The organism is Streptomyces sp. NPDC031100 (genome assembly GCF_055570785.1).
Map to the genome: position 1 here is coordinate 316,931 of NZ_JBVIGN010000009.1, position 15,273 is coordinate 332,203.

At 71.0% G+C, this 15,273-nt stretch carries 10 protein-coding genes; 2 read left to right on the top strand and 8 right to left on the bottom strand.

All coding sequences use genetic code 11. The annotated features are described in order from the left end of the window. Positions 1-48 precede the first annotated feature (48 nt). The 5 genes from ACZ5DS_RS26085 to ACZ5DS_RS26105 all read right to left on the bottom strand — a co-directional run bounded on the left by ACZ5DS_RS26085 (position 49) and on the right by ACZ5DS_RS26105 (position 6,632). Positions 49-681, bottom strand: a complete 633-nt coding sequence (locus ACZ5DS_RS26085) for a potassium-transporting ATPase subunit C (protein ID WP_468242812.1) — start codon at positions 679-681, stop codon at positions 49-51. Positions 682-686: 5 nt separating this feature from the next. Further along, on the bottom strand, positions 687-2,816 hold the full coding sequence (gene kdpB, locus ACZ5DS_RS26090) for a potassium-transporting ATPase subunit KdpB (protein ID WP_468242814.1): 2,130 nt from the start codon (positions 2,814-2,816) through the stop codon (positions 687-689). Continuing rightward, on the bottom strand, positions 2,816-4,477 hold the full coding sequence (gene kdpA, locus ACZ5DS_RS26095; protein ID WP_468242817.1) for a potassium-transporting ATPase subunit KdpA: 1,662 nt from the start codon (positions 4,475-4,477) through the stop codon (positions 2,816-2,818). Before kdpA ends, kdpB begins: the two co-directional genes overlap by 1 nt. Positions 4,478-4,485: 8 nt before the next feature. Then, a complete protein-coding gene (gene kdpF / locus ACZ5DS_RS26100; protein ID WP_067057375.1) occupies positions 4,486-4,575 on the bottom strand; it encodes a K(+)-transporting ATPase subunit F in 90 nt (29 codons plus the stop codon). A 215-nt stretch (positions 4,576-4,790) separates the two neighbouring features. Continuing rightward, the gene (locus tag ACZ5DS_RS26105) at positions 4,791-6,632 is read right to left on the bottom strand and encodes an APC family permease (protein WP_468242819.1); all 1,842 of its coding nucleotides are present in this window, start codon (positions 6,630-6,632) and stop codon (positions 4,791-4,793) included. A 272-nt stretch (positions 6,633-6,904) separates the two neighbouring features. Here ACZ5DS_RS26105 and ACZ5DS_RS26110 point away from each other — a divergent pair, with 272 nt between their 5' ends. Further along, complete coding sequence (locus ACZ5DS_RS26110; RefSeq protein WP_468242821.1) at positions 6,905-8,548, top strand: IS200/IS605 family accessory protein TnpB-related protein; 1,644 nt, start codon at positions 6,905-6,907, stop codon at positions 8,546-8,548. Here ACZ5DS_RS26110 and ACZ5DS_RS26115 read toward each other — a convergent pair. Both ACZ5DS_RS26115 and ACZ5DS_RS26120 read right to left on the bottom strand, forming a co-directional pair. After that, positions 8,529-8,897, bottom strand: coding sequence for a DUF4118 domain-containing protein (locus tag ACZ5DS_RS26115; RefSeq protein WP_468242823.1), 369 nt, complete (start codon positions 8,895-8,897; stop codon positions 8,529-8,531). The genes ACZ5DS_RS26110 and ACZ5DS_RS26115 overlap by 20 nt on opposite strands. Next, a complete protein-coding gene (locus tag ACZ5DS_RS26120; protein ID WP_468242825.1) occupies positions 8,897-11,389 on the bottom strand; it encodes a sensor histidine kinase in 2,493 nt (830 codons plus the stop codon). Before ACZ5DS_RS26120 ends, ACZ5DS_RS26115 begins: the two co-directional genes overlap by 1 nt. A 234-nt stretch (positions 11,390-11,623) precedes the next feature. Between ACZ5DS_RS26120 and ACZ5DS_RS26125 the strand changes: the two genes are divergently transcribed. Further along, positions 11,624-13,198 (top strand): Na+/H+ antiporter, encoded by a 1,575-nt coding sequence (locus ACZ5DS_RS26125; protein ID WP_468242828.1) that lies wholly within the window; start codon positions 11,624-11,626, stop codon positions 13,196-13,198. Positions 13,199-13,207: 9 nt separating this feature from the next. On the opposite strand, the gene ACZ5DS_RS26130 is transcribed toward ACZ5DS_RS26125, so the two are convergent. Next, a complete protein-coding gene (locus ACZ5DS_RS26130) occupies positions 13,208-14,620 on the bottom strand; it encodes a hypothetical protein (protein ID WP_468242831.1) in 1,413 nt (470 codons plus the stop codon). Positions 14,621-15,273: the final 653 nt, after the last annotated feature.

The window sequence follows — 15,273 nt, forward strand, 5'->3', positions numbered from 1 at the left end:
AGCCGGCACCCGGAGGTGCCGACTCCCCGTGCGAATCGCGTAAGGCGGTCACTTCTTCGCCGCGAGGTCCTTGAGCGCGATGTTGAGTTCCAGGACGTTCACGCGGGGCTCCCCCATGAAGCCGAGCGTGCGGCCGGTGGTGTGGTCCTTGACCAGCTTCTCGACCGCTGCCACGGACAGACCGTTCTTCTCCGCGACACGGTGGACCTGGAGTTCGGCGTACTCCGGGGAGACGGCCGGGTCCAGACCGGAGCCGGAAGAGGTGACGGCGTCGGCGGGGACGTCGGACGGCTTCACGGTGTAGCCGGGAACGGAGTTGTCCTTGACCACCTTGGCCTTGGCGTCCTCGACCTGCTTGAGGAGCACCTTGCTGTCCGCGGACAGGTTGGTGGCACCCGAAAGGATCAGCTTGTACTGGGAGTTGAGGCTGTTCGTGCCGAGACCGTTCGCCGGGCGGGGCTGGAAGTACTTGAGGCTGTAACCCTGTTGCCCGATCAGGGACGAGCCGACGACCTTGCCGTCCGCCTTGATCTCGGAGCCGTTCGCCTTGTCGTGGAACGCCGTCTGGGCGATGCCGGTGACGACCAGCGGGTAGATGACGCCGGTGACCAGGGTCAGCACGAGCAGCGCCCGAAGGCCCGCCCCCAGCAACCGGAGGGTGTTGGTTACGGAGTTGTTCATGGCGATCAGCCGATCCCGGGGATGAAGGAGATGATCACGTCGATGATCTTGATGCCGATGAAGGGCGCGATCAGGCCGCCGATGCCGTAGATCCCGAGGTTGCGCCGCAGCATCTTGTCCGCGCTCATCGGCCGGTACTGCACGCCCTTCAGGGACAGCGGCACCAGCGCGATGATGATCAGCGCGTTGAAGACGACGGCCGACAGGATCGCGGAGTTCGGCGAGGACAGCTGCATGACGTTCAGCTTGTCCAGGCCCGGGTAGACCGCCGCGAACAGCGCCGGGATGATCGCGAAGTACTTCGCGACGTCGTTGGCGATGGAGAACGTCGTCAACGCGCCCCGGGTGATGAGGAGCTGCTTGCCGATCTCGACGATTTCGATGAGCTTGGTCGGGTTGGAGTCGAGGTCGACCATGTTGCCGGCCTCCTTGGCGGCCGACGTACCGGTGTTCATGGCCACGCCGACGTCCGCCTGGGCGAGGGCCGGGGCGTCGTTGGTGCCGTCGCCGGTCATCGCGACCAGCTTGCCGCCGGCCTGCTCCCGCTTGATGAGGGCCATCTTGTCCTCGGGAGTGGCCTCCGCCAGGAAGTCGTCGACGCCCGCCTCCTCGGCGATCGCCTTGGCGGTCAGCGGGTTGTCACCCGTGATCATGACCGTCTTGATGCCCATGCGGCGCAGCTCCTCGAACCGCTCCCGCATGCCGTCCTTGACGACGTCCTTGAGGTAGATGACACCCAGGACGCGGGCGCCCTTGTCGTCCTTGACGGCGACGAGCAGCGGGGTGCCGCCGGCCTCGGAGATGCGGTTCGCGATCGTGTCCGCGTCCTCGGCGACCTGGCCGCCCTCCTCCTCCACCCAGGCGATGACCGAGGCGGTGGCGCCCTTGCGGACCTTGCGGCCGTCGACGTCCACGCCGGACATACGGGTCTGGGCGGTGAAGGCGATCCACTCGGCGTGCGCCAGCTCGCCCTGGTGGCGCTCGCGCAGCCCGTACTTCTCCTTCGCCAGGACGACGATGGAGCGGCCCTCGGGCGTCTCGTCGGCCAGCGAGGAGAGCTGGGCGGCGTCGGCGACCTCGGCCTCCGTCGTCCCGCGCACCGGCACGAACTCGGCGGCCTGACGGTTGCCGAGGGTGATGGTGCCGGTCTTGTCGAGCAGCAGCGTGGAGACGTCACCGGCGGCCTCGACCGCACGGCCCGACATCGCCAGCACGTTGCGCTGCACCAGACGGTCCATGCCCGCGATGCCGATCGCGGAGAGCAGGGCGCCGATGGTGGTCGGGATCAGACAGACCAGCAGGGCGACCAGCACGACCATCGTCAGGTGCGTGCCCGCGTAGTCGGCGAACGGCGGCAGGGTGGCCACCGCGAGCAGGAAGACGATCGTCAGCGAGGCGAGCAGGATGTTCAGCGCGATCTCGTTCGGCGTCTTCTGCCGGGCCGCGCCCTCGACCAGGTTGATCATCCGGTCGATGAAGGTCTCGCCCGGCTTCGTCGTGATCTTGATGACGATCCGGTCGGACAGCACCTTCGTACCGCCGGTCACGGCCGAGCGGTCACCACCGGACTCACGGATCACCGGAGCGGACTCACCGGTGATCGCCGACTCGTCGACGGATGCGACGCCCTCGATCACGTCACCGTCACCCGGGATGATGTCGCCGGCCTCGCAGACCACCAGGTCACCGATGGTCAGGGCCGTGCCGGGGACCTGCTCCTCGGTACCGTCCTTCAGCAGCCGCCGCGCGACCGTGTCGGTCTTGGCCTTGCGCAAAGTGTCGGCCTGCGCCTTGCCACGGCCTTCCGCGACCGCCTCCGCGAGGTTGGCGAAGATCACGGTCAGCCACAGCCAGGCGCTGATCGTCCAGCCGAACCAGTCGGCCGGGTCCTTGACGGAGAACACCGTGGTGAGCACGGAGCCGATCCACACCACGAACATCACGGGCGACTTGACCATCACCCGCGGGTCGAGCTTGTGGAACGCGTCCGGCAGCGACTTGACCAGCGCCTTGGGGTCGAACAGGCCCGCACCGACACGGCCCTCGGCGGGCTTGTGCCCGGTCGGCGCGTCCTGATGGGGCGCGAGAGTGGGAGTGGACATCGAGTCCTCGTGCTTCTGTACGTCGGTGCTCATCACGCCAGCCCTTCGGCGAGCGGCCCCAGCGCCAGGGCCGGGAAGTACGTGAGACCGGTGATGATCAGGATCGCGCCCACCAGCAGGCCGGTGAACAGCGGCTTCTCGGTGCGCAGGGTGCCCGCGGTCACCGGGACGGGCTTCTGCTCGGCGAGCGAGCCGGCCAGCGCCAGCACGAACACCATCGGCAGGAAGCGGCCGAAGAGCATCGCGAGTCCGGTCATGGTGTTGTACCAGTCGGTGTTCGCGTTCAGGCCGGCGAAGGCCGAGCCGTTGTTGTTCGACGCCGACGTGAAGGCGTACAGCACCTCGGAGAAGCCGTGCGCACCCGAGTTGAGCATCGAGTTCGGCGGGGTCGGCAGCGCCATGGAGGCCGCGGAGAAGACGAGCACCAGCGCCGGGGTGATCAGGATGTACGCGGCGGCCAGCTTCATCTCGCGGGCGCCGATCTTCTTGCCCAGGTACTCGGGCGTACGGCCCACCATCAGACCGGCGATGAACACCGCGATGACCGCCATGATCAGCATGCCGTAGAGGCCGGAGCCGGTACCGCCGGGCGCGATCTCGCCCAGCATCATGCCGAGCATCGTGATGCCGCCGCCGAGGCCGGTGAAGGACGAGTGGAAGGAGTCCACCGCACCGGTCGAGGTGAGCGTGGTCGACACCGCGAAGATCGACGAGGAGCCGACCCCGAAGCGGACCTCCTTGCCCTCCATCGCGCCGCCGGCCGCCTGGAGCGCCGGGCCGTGGTGGGCGAACTCGGTCCACATCATCAGCGCGGTGAAGCCCAGCCAGATGGTGAACATCGTGGCGAGGATGGCGTAGCCCTGCTTCACCGAGCCGACCAGCACGCCGAAGGTGCGGGTCAGCGAGAACGGGATCACCAGGATCAGGAAGATCTCGAAGAGGTTGGTGAACGGCGTCGGGTTCTCGAACGGGTGGGCGGAGTTGGCGTTGAAGACGCCACCGCCGTTGGTGCCCAGCTCCTTGATGGCCTCCGTGGAGGCGACCGCGCCGCCGTTCCACTGCTGCGAACCACCCATGAACTGGCCGACCTCGTGGATGCCGGAGAAGTTCTGGAGGGCACCGCAGGCGACGAGGATCACCGCGGCGACGGCGGCGATCGGCACCAGGATGCGCAGGGTGCCGCGCACCAAGTCGCTCCAGAAATTGCCCAGTTCACCGGTGCGCGAGCGCGCGAAGCCGCGTACGAGGGCGACCGCCACGGCCATGCCGACGGCAGCGGAGACGAAGTTCTGCACGGCGAGCCCGGCCGTCTGCACGACGTGACCCATGGTCTGCTCGCCGTAGTACGACTGCCAGTTGGTGTTGGTCACGAAGGACACGGCCGTGTTGAACGACTGCGCCGGGTTGACCGAGGAGAAGCCCATCGAGCCGGGCAGGATGCCCTGGAGCCGCTGGAGCAGGTAGAGGAAGAGGACGCTGACGGTCGAGAAGGCGAGGATGCCGCGCAGGTACGCGGGCCAGGTCATCTCGGCGTCGGGGTTGGCGCCGATGGCCTTGTAGATCCACTTCTCGACGCGCAGGTGCTTGTCGGAGGAGTAGACCCGGGCCATGTAATTACCGACCGGGATGTAGACGAGCGCCAGCGCGCCTATGAGGGCGAGCAGCTGGAGCACGCCTGCGAGTACGGGACCCATGTCGTGTCTCAGAACCTCTCCGGGAAGATCAGGGCGAGGACGAGATAGCCCAGCAGGGCGACGGCCACGACCAGGCCGACGATGTTCTCGACGGTCACAGCTTCGTCACCCCCTTGGCGACGAGGGCCACCAGCGCGAAACCCGCGAGCACGGTGACGACGAAGGCCAGATCGGCCATCGCGAACTCCTGGAGTGAGGTTCGGTTGAAACGGACGGTTCGAGGAAAGCGCCTGGCTGGCCGGATCCGACCGCCGTTGACGGCCCTCTTACGGCTGCCCCTACGGCTTTGACGGGTCTCTTACGGCTGCTGCGCTCAGAGCACCCGGAACCGCAGCCGGCAGATCACCGCGTCCGTCTCCCGCCGTACGGCGTGGGCGACGACGGCGCCCCGCTGGTTCTGCAGCAGCCGCTGCCACAGCCGCTCCGGCTCCGTCTCGGGGATCAGCACGGTGACCCGCGTGGCCGGCTCGGCGGCGGCCACCTCACGGACGTACGCGGCGATGGGACGGCCCAGGCTGCGCCGCGCGCAGGACAGCCGCACCAGCTCCACCCCCGGGTCCCACTCGGCCCAGGCGCGCTCCAGGGCGTGCAGCTGCGTGCGGTCCTCCGGGTCCGGGTAGCACACGGTCACCGCACGCACCTCGTCGCCCAGGGAGGCCGCGGCCGTCAGCGCCTCGGAGGTGAGCCGGGACAGGGACGAGACGGGGACGATCACCAGCGAGCGGTCGCGGTGCGGTGCCTCGGGGATGCGGCCGAGGCCGAGTCGCTCGCCGATCCGGGCGTAGGCGCGGTGCACGGCGCCGAAGGCGGCGACCAGCAGGGGCAGCGCCACCACGATCAGCCAGGCGCCCTCTTCGAACTTGCTCGCGGTGACGACGACCGTCGAGACACCGGTGAGCACCGCGCCGAAGCCGTTCAGCAGCGCCTTCCCGCGCCAGCCCCTCCCCTGCTCCAGGCGCCAGTGCCGGACCATGCCCACCTGCGCGATCGTGAAGCCGACGAGCACCCCGATGGCGAACAGCGGCACCAGGGTGTTGGTGTCGCCGCCCGAGAAGACCAGCAGCGCGGCCGAGACCAGGGCGAGTGCGAGCACGCCGTGCCGGTGGACCTGGCGGTCGGCCTTCAGGGCGAAGACGTGCGGCAGGTAGTTGTCGCCGGCGAGCAGCTTCAGCAGCACCGGCAGCCCGCCGAAGGAGGTGTTCGCGGACAGCGCCAGCAGGATCATCGTCGCGAACTGGATGACGTAGAAGGCCCAGTTGTGGCCGAGGGAGGCGTCGGCGAGCTGGGCGAGGACCGTGACACCCTCGACCGGCTGGAGGTGGAAGCGGGAGATCAGCACCGACAGGCCGATCAGCATCAGGCCGAGGACGGCACCGAGCGCGACCTCCGCGCGCTGGGCCCGCCGGGCCCGCGGGACGCGGAAGGAGGGGACGGCGTTGGCGATGGCCTCGACGCCGGTCAGGGCGCTGCACCCGGAGGCGAAGGCTTTCAGCAGGAGCAGGGCGCCGACGCTGGAGGCGTTGTCCGCGAGGACCGAGGCGTGCCCGGCCGCGGTGGCCGTGCTCACGGGGTGAGAGCGGAACAGCCCCACGATGATCAGCACGAAGATCGAGCCGACGAAGACGACCGTCGGCACGATGAACGCCTTCGCCGACTCCACGATGCCCCGCAGATTGACGCCCGTGATCAGCACGAGCACCGCCAGGCACAGCCACAGCCGGTCGTCGTAGAGGCCCGGGAAAGCGGAGGTCAGGGCGGCCACGCCCGCGGTGACGGCGACGGCGACGTTGAGGACGTAGTCGAGGATCAGCGAGGCGGCCGCCACCAGGCTGGTCCGCGCACCCAAGTGCGTCTTGGCCACCGCATAGGAGCCGCCACCGTCCGGGAAGGCCGCGATGACCTGCCGGTACGACGCCACCAGCACCGCGAGGAGCCCGGCGATGGCCAGGGTGACCGGCAGGGTGAAGCCGAGACCGTGCGCGCCCGCACCGGCCAGCACCAGCACGATCGCCTCCGGGCCGTACGCCACCGACGCCATGGCGTCCAGCGACAGCGCGGCGAGACCGGTGACGGCGGTCAGGCGATGCCGTTCCCCGGTATCAGGGGGCTCTTCGTCGGTGGGGGCGGCGCCCGGTTCGAGGGTCAGGACGGACATGGGTGCGTGCTCCTTCTTCGTTCAGCCGCGCACGAGGGCTGAACGGTGCTCGGGTGCACCCAGGTTGTGTCCCGTCGCGATCGTGTCCGAGTGTTCCTTGCGGCATCTTCGCGCCCGACCGCCCGACTTTGACGGGATCTTGACGGGTCGGACGCACGGGTCAGGTGGCCGGCCCCGACATGTCCAGGGCGGCCCTGGTCTGATCGGCCCTTTTCGGACGGCGGTCGTTGGTTGCGATGAAAGGGTTTTCGGCGCCGGTACAGGGGTGACGGGTGGGCGGTCTGCGGGAGCTAGCAGCGCCCTTCGTGGTGCCCGGTCCGGCGGGGGTGGCGATCCGGACCCGGCTGCGGGTGTCGGCAACGGATGTCGCGGTGCTTGGCGAGGTCGGGGCGCTCCTCGGCGCACTAGCCGCCGGGGATCTCGCGGAACGCTCCCGGCAGGGCCTGAAGCACGACGCCGCCTCGTGGGCAGTGCGGAAGCGGAATCTGACCGGCGTCTCGTCTGCCCGTTGGGCGGGCAGCATCACCAAGGCCACACACGACCAGTGGGCGTCGGCCCGGCGTGGCCAGGCGGCGGAGATGGCCTGGCTAGGCAGGCAAATCACGTCGATCGAGGCAAGGCTGGCGCGGCCGCTGGGCGCCAAGGCCGACAAACGTGCCCGGCTGCCGCGCGGCTACGGCTCGCGGACAGAGTGGCACGCCAAGTCCCGCCGCCTCCACGCGCTCAAGGACCGGCTGACGGCTGTGGAGGCGGACTGGGCGGCTGGCCGGGTCCGCGTGGTGCGCGGCGGCAAGCAGCTCGCCCGGCTGCGCCATCACTTGGACCAGGCCGGGCTGGACGAGCGGACGTGGCGGGAGCGCTGGCAGGACGCGCGGATGTTCCTGGCTGCCGACGGCGAGTCCGGCAAGCGCTGTGGCAACGAGACCATCCGCGTCACCGACACCGGGCACATCTCGATCAGGCTCCCCGCCGCCCTGGCCCATCTCGCGAACGCCCCGCACGGCCGGTATGTGCTGGATGCCGTCGTGGAGTTCAAACACCGAGGCGCGGAATGGCTCGACCGGGTCACCACCGACCGGGCGGTGGCCTACCGCATCCACCACGACGTCCTGCGCGGCCGCTGGTATGTCACCGCCTCCTGGCAACGGGCGGCCGTCCCGGTACTCCCCTTGGAGGCGGCCCTCGCCCGCGGTGTGGTGGCGGTGGACATGAACGACGACCACCTCGCCGCCTGGCACGTCGACGTATGCGGCAACCCGGTCGGCGAGCCCCGGCGCTTCTTCTACGACCTGTCGGGCAACACCAGGCACCGGGATGCGCAGATCCGGCACGCCCTGACCCGGCTGCTGCACCACACCCGCCACCGTGGGGCCGTGGCAATCGCCATCGAGGACCTCGACTTCACCGACGGTAAGTCCCGGGAGAGACACGGCCGCAACAAGCGTTTCCGCCGCCTCGTCACACGCTTCCCCACCGCGAAGCTCAAGGCCCGGCTGGTGTCGATGGCCGCCGAACACGACATCGCGATTGTCGCGGTCGACCCGGCCTACACCTCGATGTGGGGCGCCCAGCACTGGCAAAAGCCCCTGACCACAAAGACCCGTAAGACCACTCGCCACGATGCTGCGGCCGTGGCAATCGGACGGCGCGCCCTGGGGCTCCCGATCCGGCGACGGACGGCACCGCCCCGTACTCACCAGAGCGATGGGTACGGGCATCGGACCGCCCAGGCCGGACCAGGTACCCCGGGGCGTGAGGGACCCCGCCCCCGCATTCCCGGACCACGCACGAGATGCGTGCCGCCCGGGCGCGGAGCGAAAGCGGGCGACCAGCGTGCCCAACACCGTTCGGGGCACGCGGCTGAGCATGCGTCCTGGCAACAGGACTCACTCCCGCTCAGTCTTCAGGAACGGTGAGCATGAAGCGGCCGACGAGCAACAGGACCGCCGTCTCCACGTCGGCGGACGCGGTGATGTCGAACTTCTCGTACGGCCGGGTGAGGAAGAAGTCAAACCAAGCCGCCGCCGACAGCGCCGCCACGGCACCCGCCGTGCGGCTCCCCAGCGCGGCCACCGCGACGACCACGACGACGAGGACCAGAGCGGCGTTCGTGCGCGACAGGTCCGTACGGAACGGCACGAGAGCCGCCGCCACCAGGAGCGGGGCTACGACGCCCGCCGCGAGGGCGAGCCGGTCGCGGAGTGGCCATGTGACCGGCACCGGGCGCGCCCTGCGCAGTCGGAATGTACTGGTCTCGGTGCTCATCAGGCACCTCCCACACTCTGCGCGCCCTGCGGGTGCGCGTGCTGTTCGGCGAACGGCAGCGACACGACCATGGTCAGGCCGCCGCCGGGGGTGTCCTCGGGGGTGAGGGTGCCGCTCATCGCCTCGGTCAGGCCGCGGGCGAGGGCGAGCCCGAGCCCGAGGCCGGTGGTGTTGTCGGTGTCGCCGAGACGCTGGAACGGCTCGAAGAGGCGCTCCCGGCCGGCCTGGGGAAGTCCGGGGCCCCGGTCCACGACCCGCAGCTCCACCCGGCCCGCCAGCGCGCTTGCGGTGACCAGCACCTTCCGGCCGGGCGGGGTGTGCCGGGCGGCGTTGCTCGCGAGGTTGGCGATCACCCGCTCCAGCAGCGGTGGGTCGGCCAGCACCGCCGGGATCGCCTCCGTGTCCGCCACCTCGACGCCGGAAACGTCCGCCAGCGCCATGGGCAGCACCTCCTCCAGGGAAGTCGCGCGCAGGTTCAGGGTGAGGGCGCCCGCCTCCAGACGGCTGAGGTCGAGGAGGTTCTCCACCAGCCGGTTCAGCTTGGCCATGGACGCGTCGGCGGTGGCGAGGAGTTCCTCCCGGTCGGCGGCGGAGAACTCGACCTCGCTACTGCGCAGGGAGGTGACGGCGGCCCAGCCGGCGGCGAGCGGGGTGCGCAGATCGTGGCCGACGGCCCGCAGCAGCGCCGTACGCATCCGGTCGGCGGCCCGGACGGGCTCGACCTCGGCCGCCGCCTGAGCGAGCCTGGCCCGCTCGACCGCGGAGCCGACGTGCGCGGCGAACGCGGCCAGCACCCGCCGCTCGGAGGAGGACAGGGTGCGCCCGCGCAGCACCAGATGGGCTCCGGGGCCGGCCGGTACGGCCGTCACGTCCGCGGTGCCGGGCGGCTCGTCCACCAGCTCCGCCGACTCCATCCCGAACGTCTCCCGGGTGCGCTCCAGCAGCGCCGGGATGGTCGCGCCGCCGCGCACGATGGTGCCGGCCAGGGACGACATGGTCTCGGCCTCGGCGGTGGCCCTGGCCGAGCGCCGGGACAGCCTGAGGGAGCGGTCGACGACTCCGGCCACCGTGGCCGCGACGACCGCGAACACCGCGAGGGCGAGCAGCGCGTTCGGGTCGTCCAGCGTGAACCGGCCGACGGGCGGGATGAACCAGTAGTTCAGCAGCAGCGACGCCGTGATCGACGCGATCACCGCCGAGGCGACCCCGCCTATGCAGGCCACGCCCACCACGGCGAGCAGGAACAGCAGAGCCTCGCTGGTCAGGTTCACCGTCCCGCGCACCTGGGCGAGGCAGACCGTCAGCAGCACCGGGAGCACGAGCCCGGCCACCGGTCCGGCGATCAGGCGTGCGGTGGACAGGGTGCGCCGCCGGGAGGGCAGCAGGGTGCCGAGCCCTGAGCGCTCGTGGGTGACGCGGTGGACGTCGATGTCGCCGGACAGCTCGGTGACGGTCTCGCCCGTGCCGGGCCCGGTGACGAACCGTTCCAGCCGTCCCCGGCGGCTGGTGCCGAGGACCAGCTGGGTGGCGTTCTCGGCGCGGGCGAACTCCACCAGCGTCGTCGCGATGTCGTCGCCGACCACCGAGTGGTAGCTGCCGCCCAGGTCCTCCACCAGCCGGCGCTGCCGGGCCAGCGAGGCGTGCGAGACTCCGGCGGCCAGGCCGTCGCTGCGGGCCACGTGCACGGCGAGCAGGTCGCCCCCGGCGGAGCGGGCGGCGATCCGCGCGGCCCGCCGGATCAGCGTGTCCCCCTCCGGCCCGCCGGTCAGTGCGACGACGACCCGCTCCCTCGTCTCCCACACCCGGCCGATGCCGTGCTCGGTGCGGTACTCCTGGAGCGCCTCGTCGACCCGGTCGGCCACCCACAGCAGCGCCAGCTGACGCAGCGCGGTCAGATTGCCGGGCCGGAAGTAGTTGGCGAGGGCCGCGTCGATCTTCTCGGGCGCGTAGATGTTGCCGTGCGCCATGCGGCGGCGCAGCCCCTCCGGGGGCATGTCGACGAGTTCCAGCTGGTGGGCGCGGCGGACGACGTCGTCCGGGACCGTCTCGTGCTGGGGCACGTGCGTGATCTTCTCGACCACGTCGTTGAGCGACTCCAGGTGCTGGATGTTCAGCGCGGTGATCACGTCGATGCCGGCGGCGAGGAGTTCCTCGATGTCCTGCCATCGCTTTGCGTTGCGGCCGCCTCCGGGGACGTTGCTGTGGGCGAACTCGTCCACGATCGCGACCTGCGGGCGGCGGGCGAGCACCGCGGCCAGGTCCATCTCCTCGAACGCACCGCCCCGGTAGGCGCACCGGGCCCGCGGGACGACCTCCAGGCCGTCCAGCATGGCCTCGGTGCGGGTCCGGCCGTGGCACTCGGCGAAGCCCACCACCACGTCCGCCCCGCGGGCGGCACGGCGGCGCCCCTCGTCGAGCATCCGGTAGGTCTTGCCGACTCCCGGGGCCGCCCCGAGGTAGATCTTCAGTCGTCCGGGCCGTACGTCACTCATCGTCGCCGACGCACTCCGCTCACTGGCTCAACTCCCTCGGGAGGGCGGGTCACTGCTCCTAAGGAAGCGCTTCCGGGCTCGGCGGGGTGCCCGTGTTAGCGATTCCTTGGCACCGGTCCCGGGGACCTTGACACTGTCTTGACGTGCCGTGGCCGGATAGGGTGAAAGCGGTGTGCCGGGAAGTCTGGTCGGCGGGGAGTCAGGGTGGCTCCCGTGAAGCCCCAGGGGGACGGCATGCGCAGCGTAGGGACGGTTCTGGCACTGGTCGTACTGGCCACCGTCGTAGCGACCTTCGCGCGCCGGTGGCGCATTCCCGCGCCTTCCCTGCTCGTCGTCGCCGGTCTCGCCGTGGCCCTGCTGCCGGGCACCCCGCAGATCGAGATCAGCCCCGAGATCATCGGGCTCGTCGTGCTGCCGCCGCTGCTGTACGCGAGCGCCGAGGAGATGCCCTGGCGGGAGCTGCGGGCGGTGTGGAAACCGGTCGGGATCCTTGCGATCGGGTTGGTTCTCGCCTCCGCGGCGGCCGTCGCCGCGGTGGCGGCCCTGGTCACTCCCCTGTCCTGGCAGATGGCGTTCGTGCTGGGCGCGGTGCTGGCCAGCACCGACCCGGTGGCGGTGACCGCGCTCGGGCGCAGGCTCGCGCTGCCGCCGAAGGTGCAGGTCCTCGTGCAGGCGGAGAGCCTGTTCAACGACGCGACCTCCCTGGTGTTGGTCCGGGTGGCGGCGGGCATCGCGGTGGCGTCGGCGGCGGCGAACTGGGGCTCCGCGGGCGGCAAGTTCCTGGTGCTGGCCGGCGGCGGTACGGTGATCGGCGCCGCGGTGGCCGGGGTGGTGGCCCTGATCCGGCGGCGCACCGAGGAACCGGTCCTGGAAACCGTGATAGCCCTGGTCACTCCCTACGCCGCGTATCTCCTGGCGGAGGTCGCGCACACCTCCGGGGTGACGTCGTGCGTGGTGGCCGGGGTGGTCCTGGGCGGCCGCGGCGACCGCCTCACCAACGCGCGGATACGACTCCAGCTGCACGCCGTGTACGGCACGGTCGTCTTTCTGCTGGAGAGCGTGGTCTTCTCGCTCATAGGGCTGGCGCTGCCCGCGGAGGTACGGGCGCTGGCCGACGGCGACCGGGCCTGGCCGCTGTACGCCCTCGCCGTCGCCGCCACGCTCATCGCCGTACGCCTGTTGTGGCTCGCACCGCTGTCGGCGGTCGTCCAGCACAGGGGCGGGATCGGCCGGATGAACTGGCGGGTGCCGATGGTGCTGACCTGGGCGGGCACCCGCGGGGTGATGCCGCTGGCTGCCGCCCTGTCCATCCCGGAAGTCATGAAGAACGGCACCCCGCTCGCCGACCGGCCCCTCGTCCTGGTCCTGACCACCTCGGTCGTCGTGGTCACCCTCGTCGTCCAGGGCTTCACCCTCGCCCCGGTCGTCCGCCGCTCCGGCATCGCCCTGGAGCCCGCCCACACCGAGCGCGAGGAGATCGAGGCCCGCTCCCGCCTCGCCCACGCGGGACTCGCCCGGCTGGAGGAACTGGCCGAGCTGGAGGCCGTACCGGACGTCGTCCTCGACCGCCTGCGCCGCGGCCTGAACGCCCGGCTGGAGGACGCCCGCGACCGCCTCGCCGAGAGCAACGGCAGCGCGGCGGCCGGCGAGTCCGCCGACCTGGTCTACCGCCAGCTGCGCCGCGACCTGATCGCCGTGGAGACGGAGGAACTCCAGCGCCTCTACGACGGCCACCGCATCAGCGACACGACGCGCCGCCGGCTGCAGCGGTCCTTGGACCTGGAGGAGGCTCGGCTGTCGGACGCATGAGGAACCGGATCAGCGGAACTCCGCCAGCCTCGGCCGCAGACCGAGTGCGGTGAGCGCCATCGCGGCGAGCAGCAGGGCGGCCGCCCAGGGCAGGACTGTGTTCACGGCCGAACGGCCCGCGCGCACCGACGAGTCGAAGTGGGCCCGGTTGATGTCCGTCACCTGGACCAGGGCCTTCATCCATGCGCCGAAGTGGGCGTTGGAGGTGCCGGGCTGCCAGTCCATGCAGAACTCGGTGGCAACCCGTTCCTGCCCGGTCGCGACCAGCGAGCGGATCTTGCGGTCGTCGTGCTCGTAGACGGCGTACGCCCGCACGGTCCGTTCCGCCGCGGTGCGCTCCCCGGGGAAGGTGACGTTGTCCAGCTCGCGCCGGAACTCGCCGGTGAAGCGCAGGTCGTGGCGGTCGGTCTCGTAGGCCTGCCAGGTGGTGGCCACTTCGCCGTAGTACGTGGCGAGGGTCGCGCCCTTCAGGCCGTACAGCTTCTGGGACTTGGCGAGGAACGCGCTCTCGTACTGCTTCCGGCGCTGCGGATCGAGCAGGTAGCGGCTCTCGTCGGCGTTGGCGTCGTAGGCGATGGCCCGGGCCCGGGAGAGCGCGACGACGGAGTCGAAGGCGTCGCGGCGGGCGACGCGCAGGTTCCCGGACGTCGAGGCGAGCAGCTGCGCGCCGAGGACCACGGCGAGCAGGGTGCACACGGTGGCGGCGAGGACGCCGGGGTTCAGGATCCGGTGGAAGCGGCGGGCCAGGTACCACTGGAGGAGGCCGAGCACGGCGAGCAGGAGGACGCCGAGCGCGACGACGGCGACGAGCCGGCCGGCCAGGGCGGAGCGCGCGGCGCCGTACTCCGCGTCGAAGGCACGGTCGTTGGAGTCGACCAGGGTGCGGGACTCGGGGAGCAGTCTGCTCTGCAGGAGGTCCGTCGCCCTGCGGTAGTCGGCCAGGGCGGACGCCTTGCCGCCGGCACGCCCGTCGTTCTCCAGGGCGCGTCCGATCAGCTCCTGGTACTCGGCGAAGTCGTCGGTCAGGTTTTCCACGGTCCTCTCGTCGGACCGGTCCCCCTGGGCCGCGACGGCGAGGGCGCGCAGGTCGTGCCCGATCTCGCGCCGGGCGTCGCCGTAGAAGCCGACCGCCTTCTCGTACGGCGTTTGCAGCCGGACCTTGCCCGCGTCCCCGCTGGACAGCAGGATGTTGGCGGCCTGGGCGTCCATGTCGTTCAGGGCGAGGTTGAGGTCGGCCGCGCTGGTGGTGCGCGGCGCGTCGCGTCCGGCCACACTGTCCCAGGTGCCGTTCGCGGCCAGCCCGGCGACGGTCAGAGTCACAGCCAGGGCGGTGGCGAACAGGAGCGTGGCCGCGCGCAGCAGACGCAGCCGCGCGGGCACGGTGGCCCACAGGCGACGGCGCAGAGCGGCCCGCGCGGCCACGACCTGCCGATGAAGAGCCAGCCCCGGACCGGGATCGCCCGTCCGCGAACCCCCGCGTCTTTCCGGTCCGGGGCTGCCCCCTGACGGGTCGGCCCTCTCCTGCCGTGGTGGTGCGCCCCCCTCGGTCCTTGCACCCTGCGCTGTCCCGGCCGTGAGAGTCACGGTCCCTCCAACGTCACGCCACGGACGGTCGCCCGTCCCCCGTTGACGATCAGTCTGCGACCGGATTCGGCCACCGATGGCCGACGTTGACGCGTTCCTGATGGTTCCTCGGCCTTGTTTGACGGCACTTTGACGGGGGCTCGGGCCTCGCCGTATGGGTGCCGCACATTCCTTGCCCGGAGGGCCGGTTGGGGGCACGGGCCGGGCTAGATTCGCTGTCGGCCGCCCCTGGGGCCGCGGGCGTCAGCGGCCCCTCACGACTGGTGGAGTACCTGACTCCGCAGTGCAGGGAGGGCGGTCCGGTGCCTGTCCCGGGGACAGACACCCGCGCACCACGCATTGCCGTCCCACCGCCGGCGTCGGTGCGCCCGTGGGGGGGGGGGGGGGGGGGGGGAGGAGCAAAAAAGGGGAAACCCCCCCCCCTCCCCCCCGAAACAAAAAGGGAGAGGGTGTCCTCCACCCTCCCCCCCCCCCCACCACCCCCCCCCCAC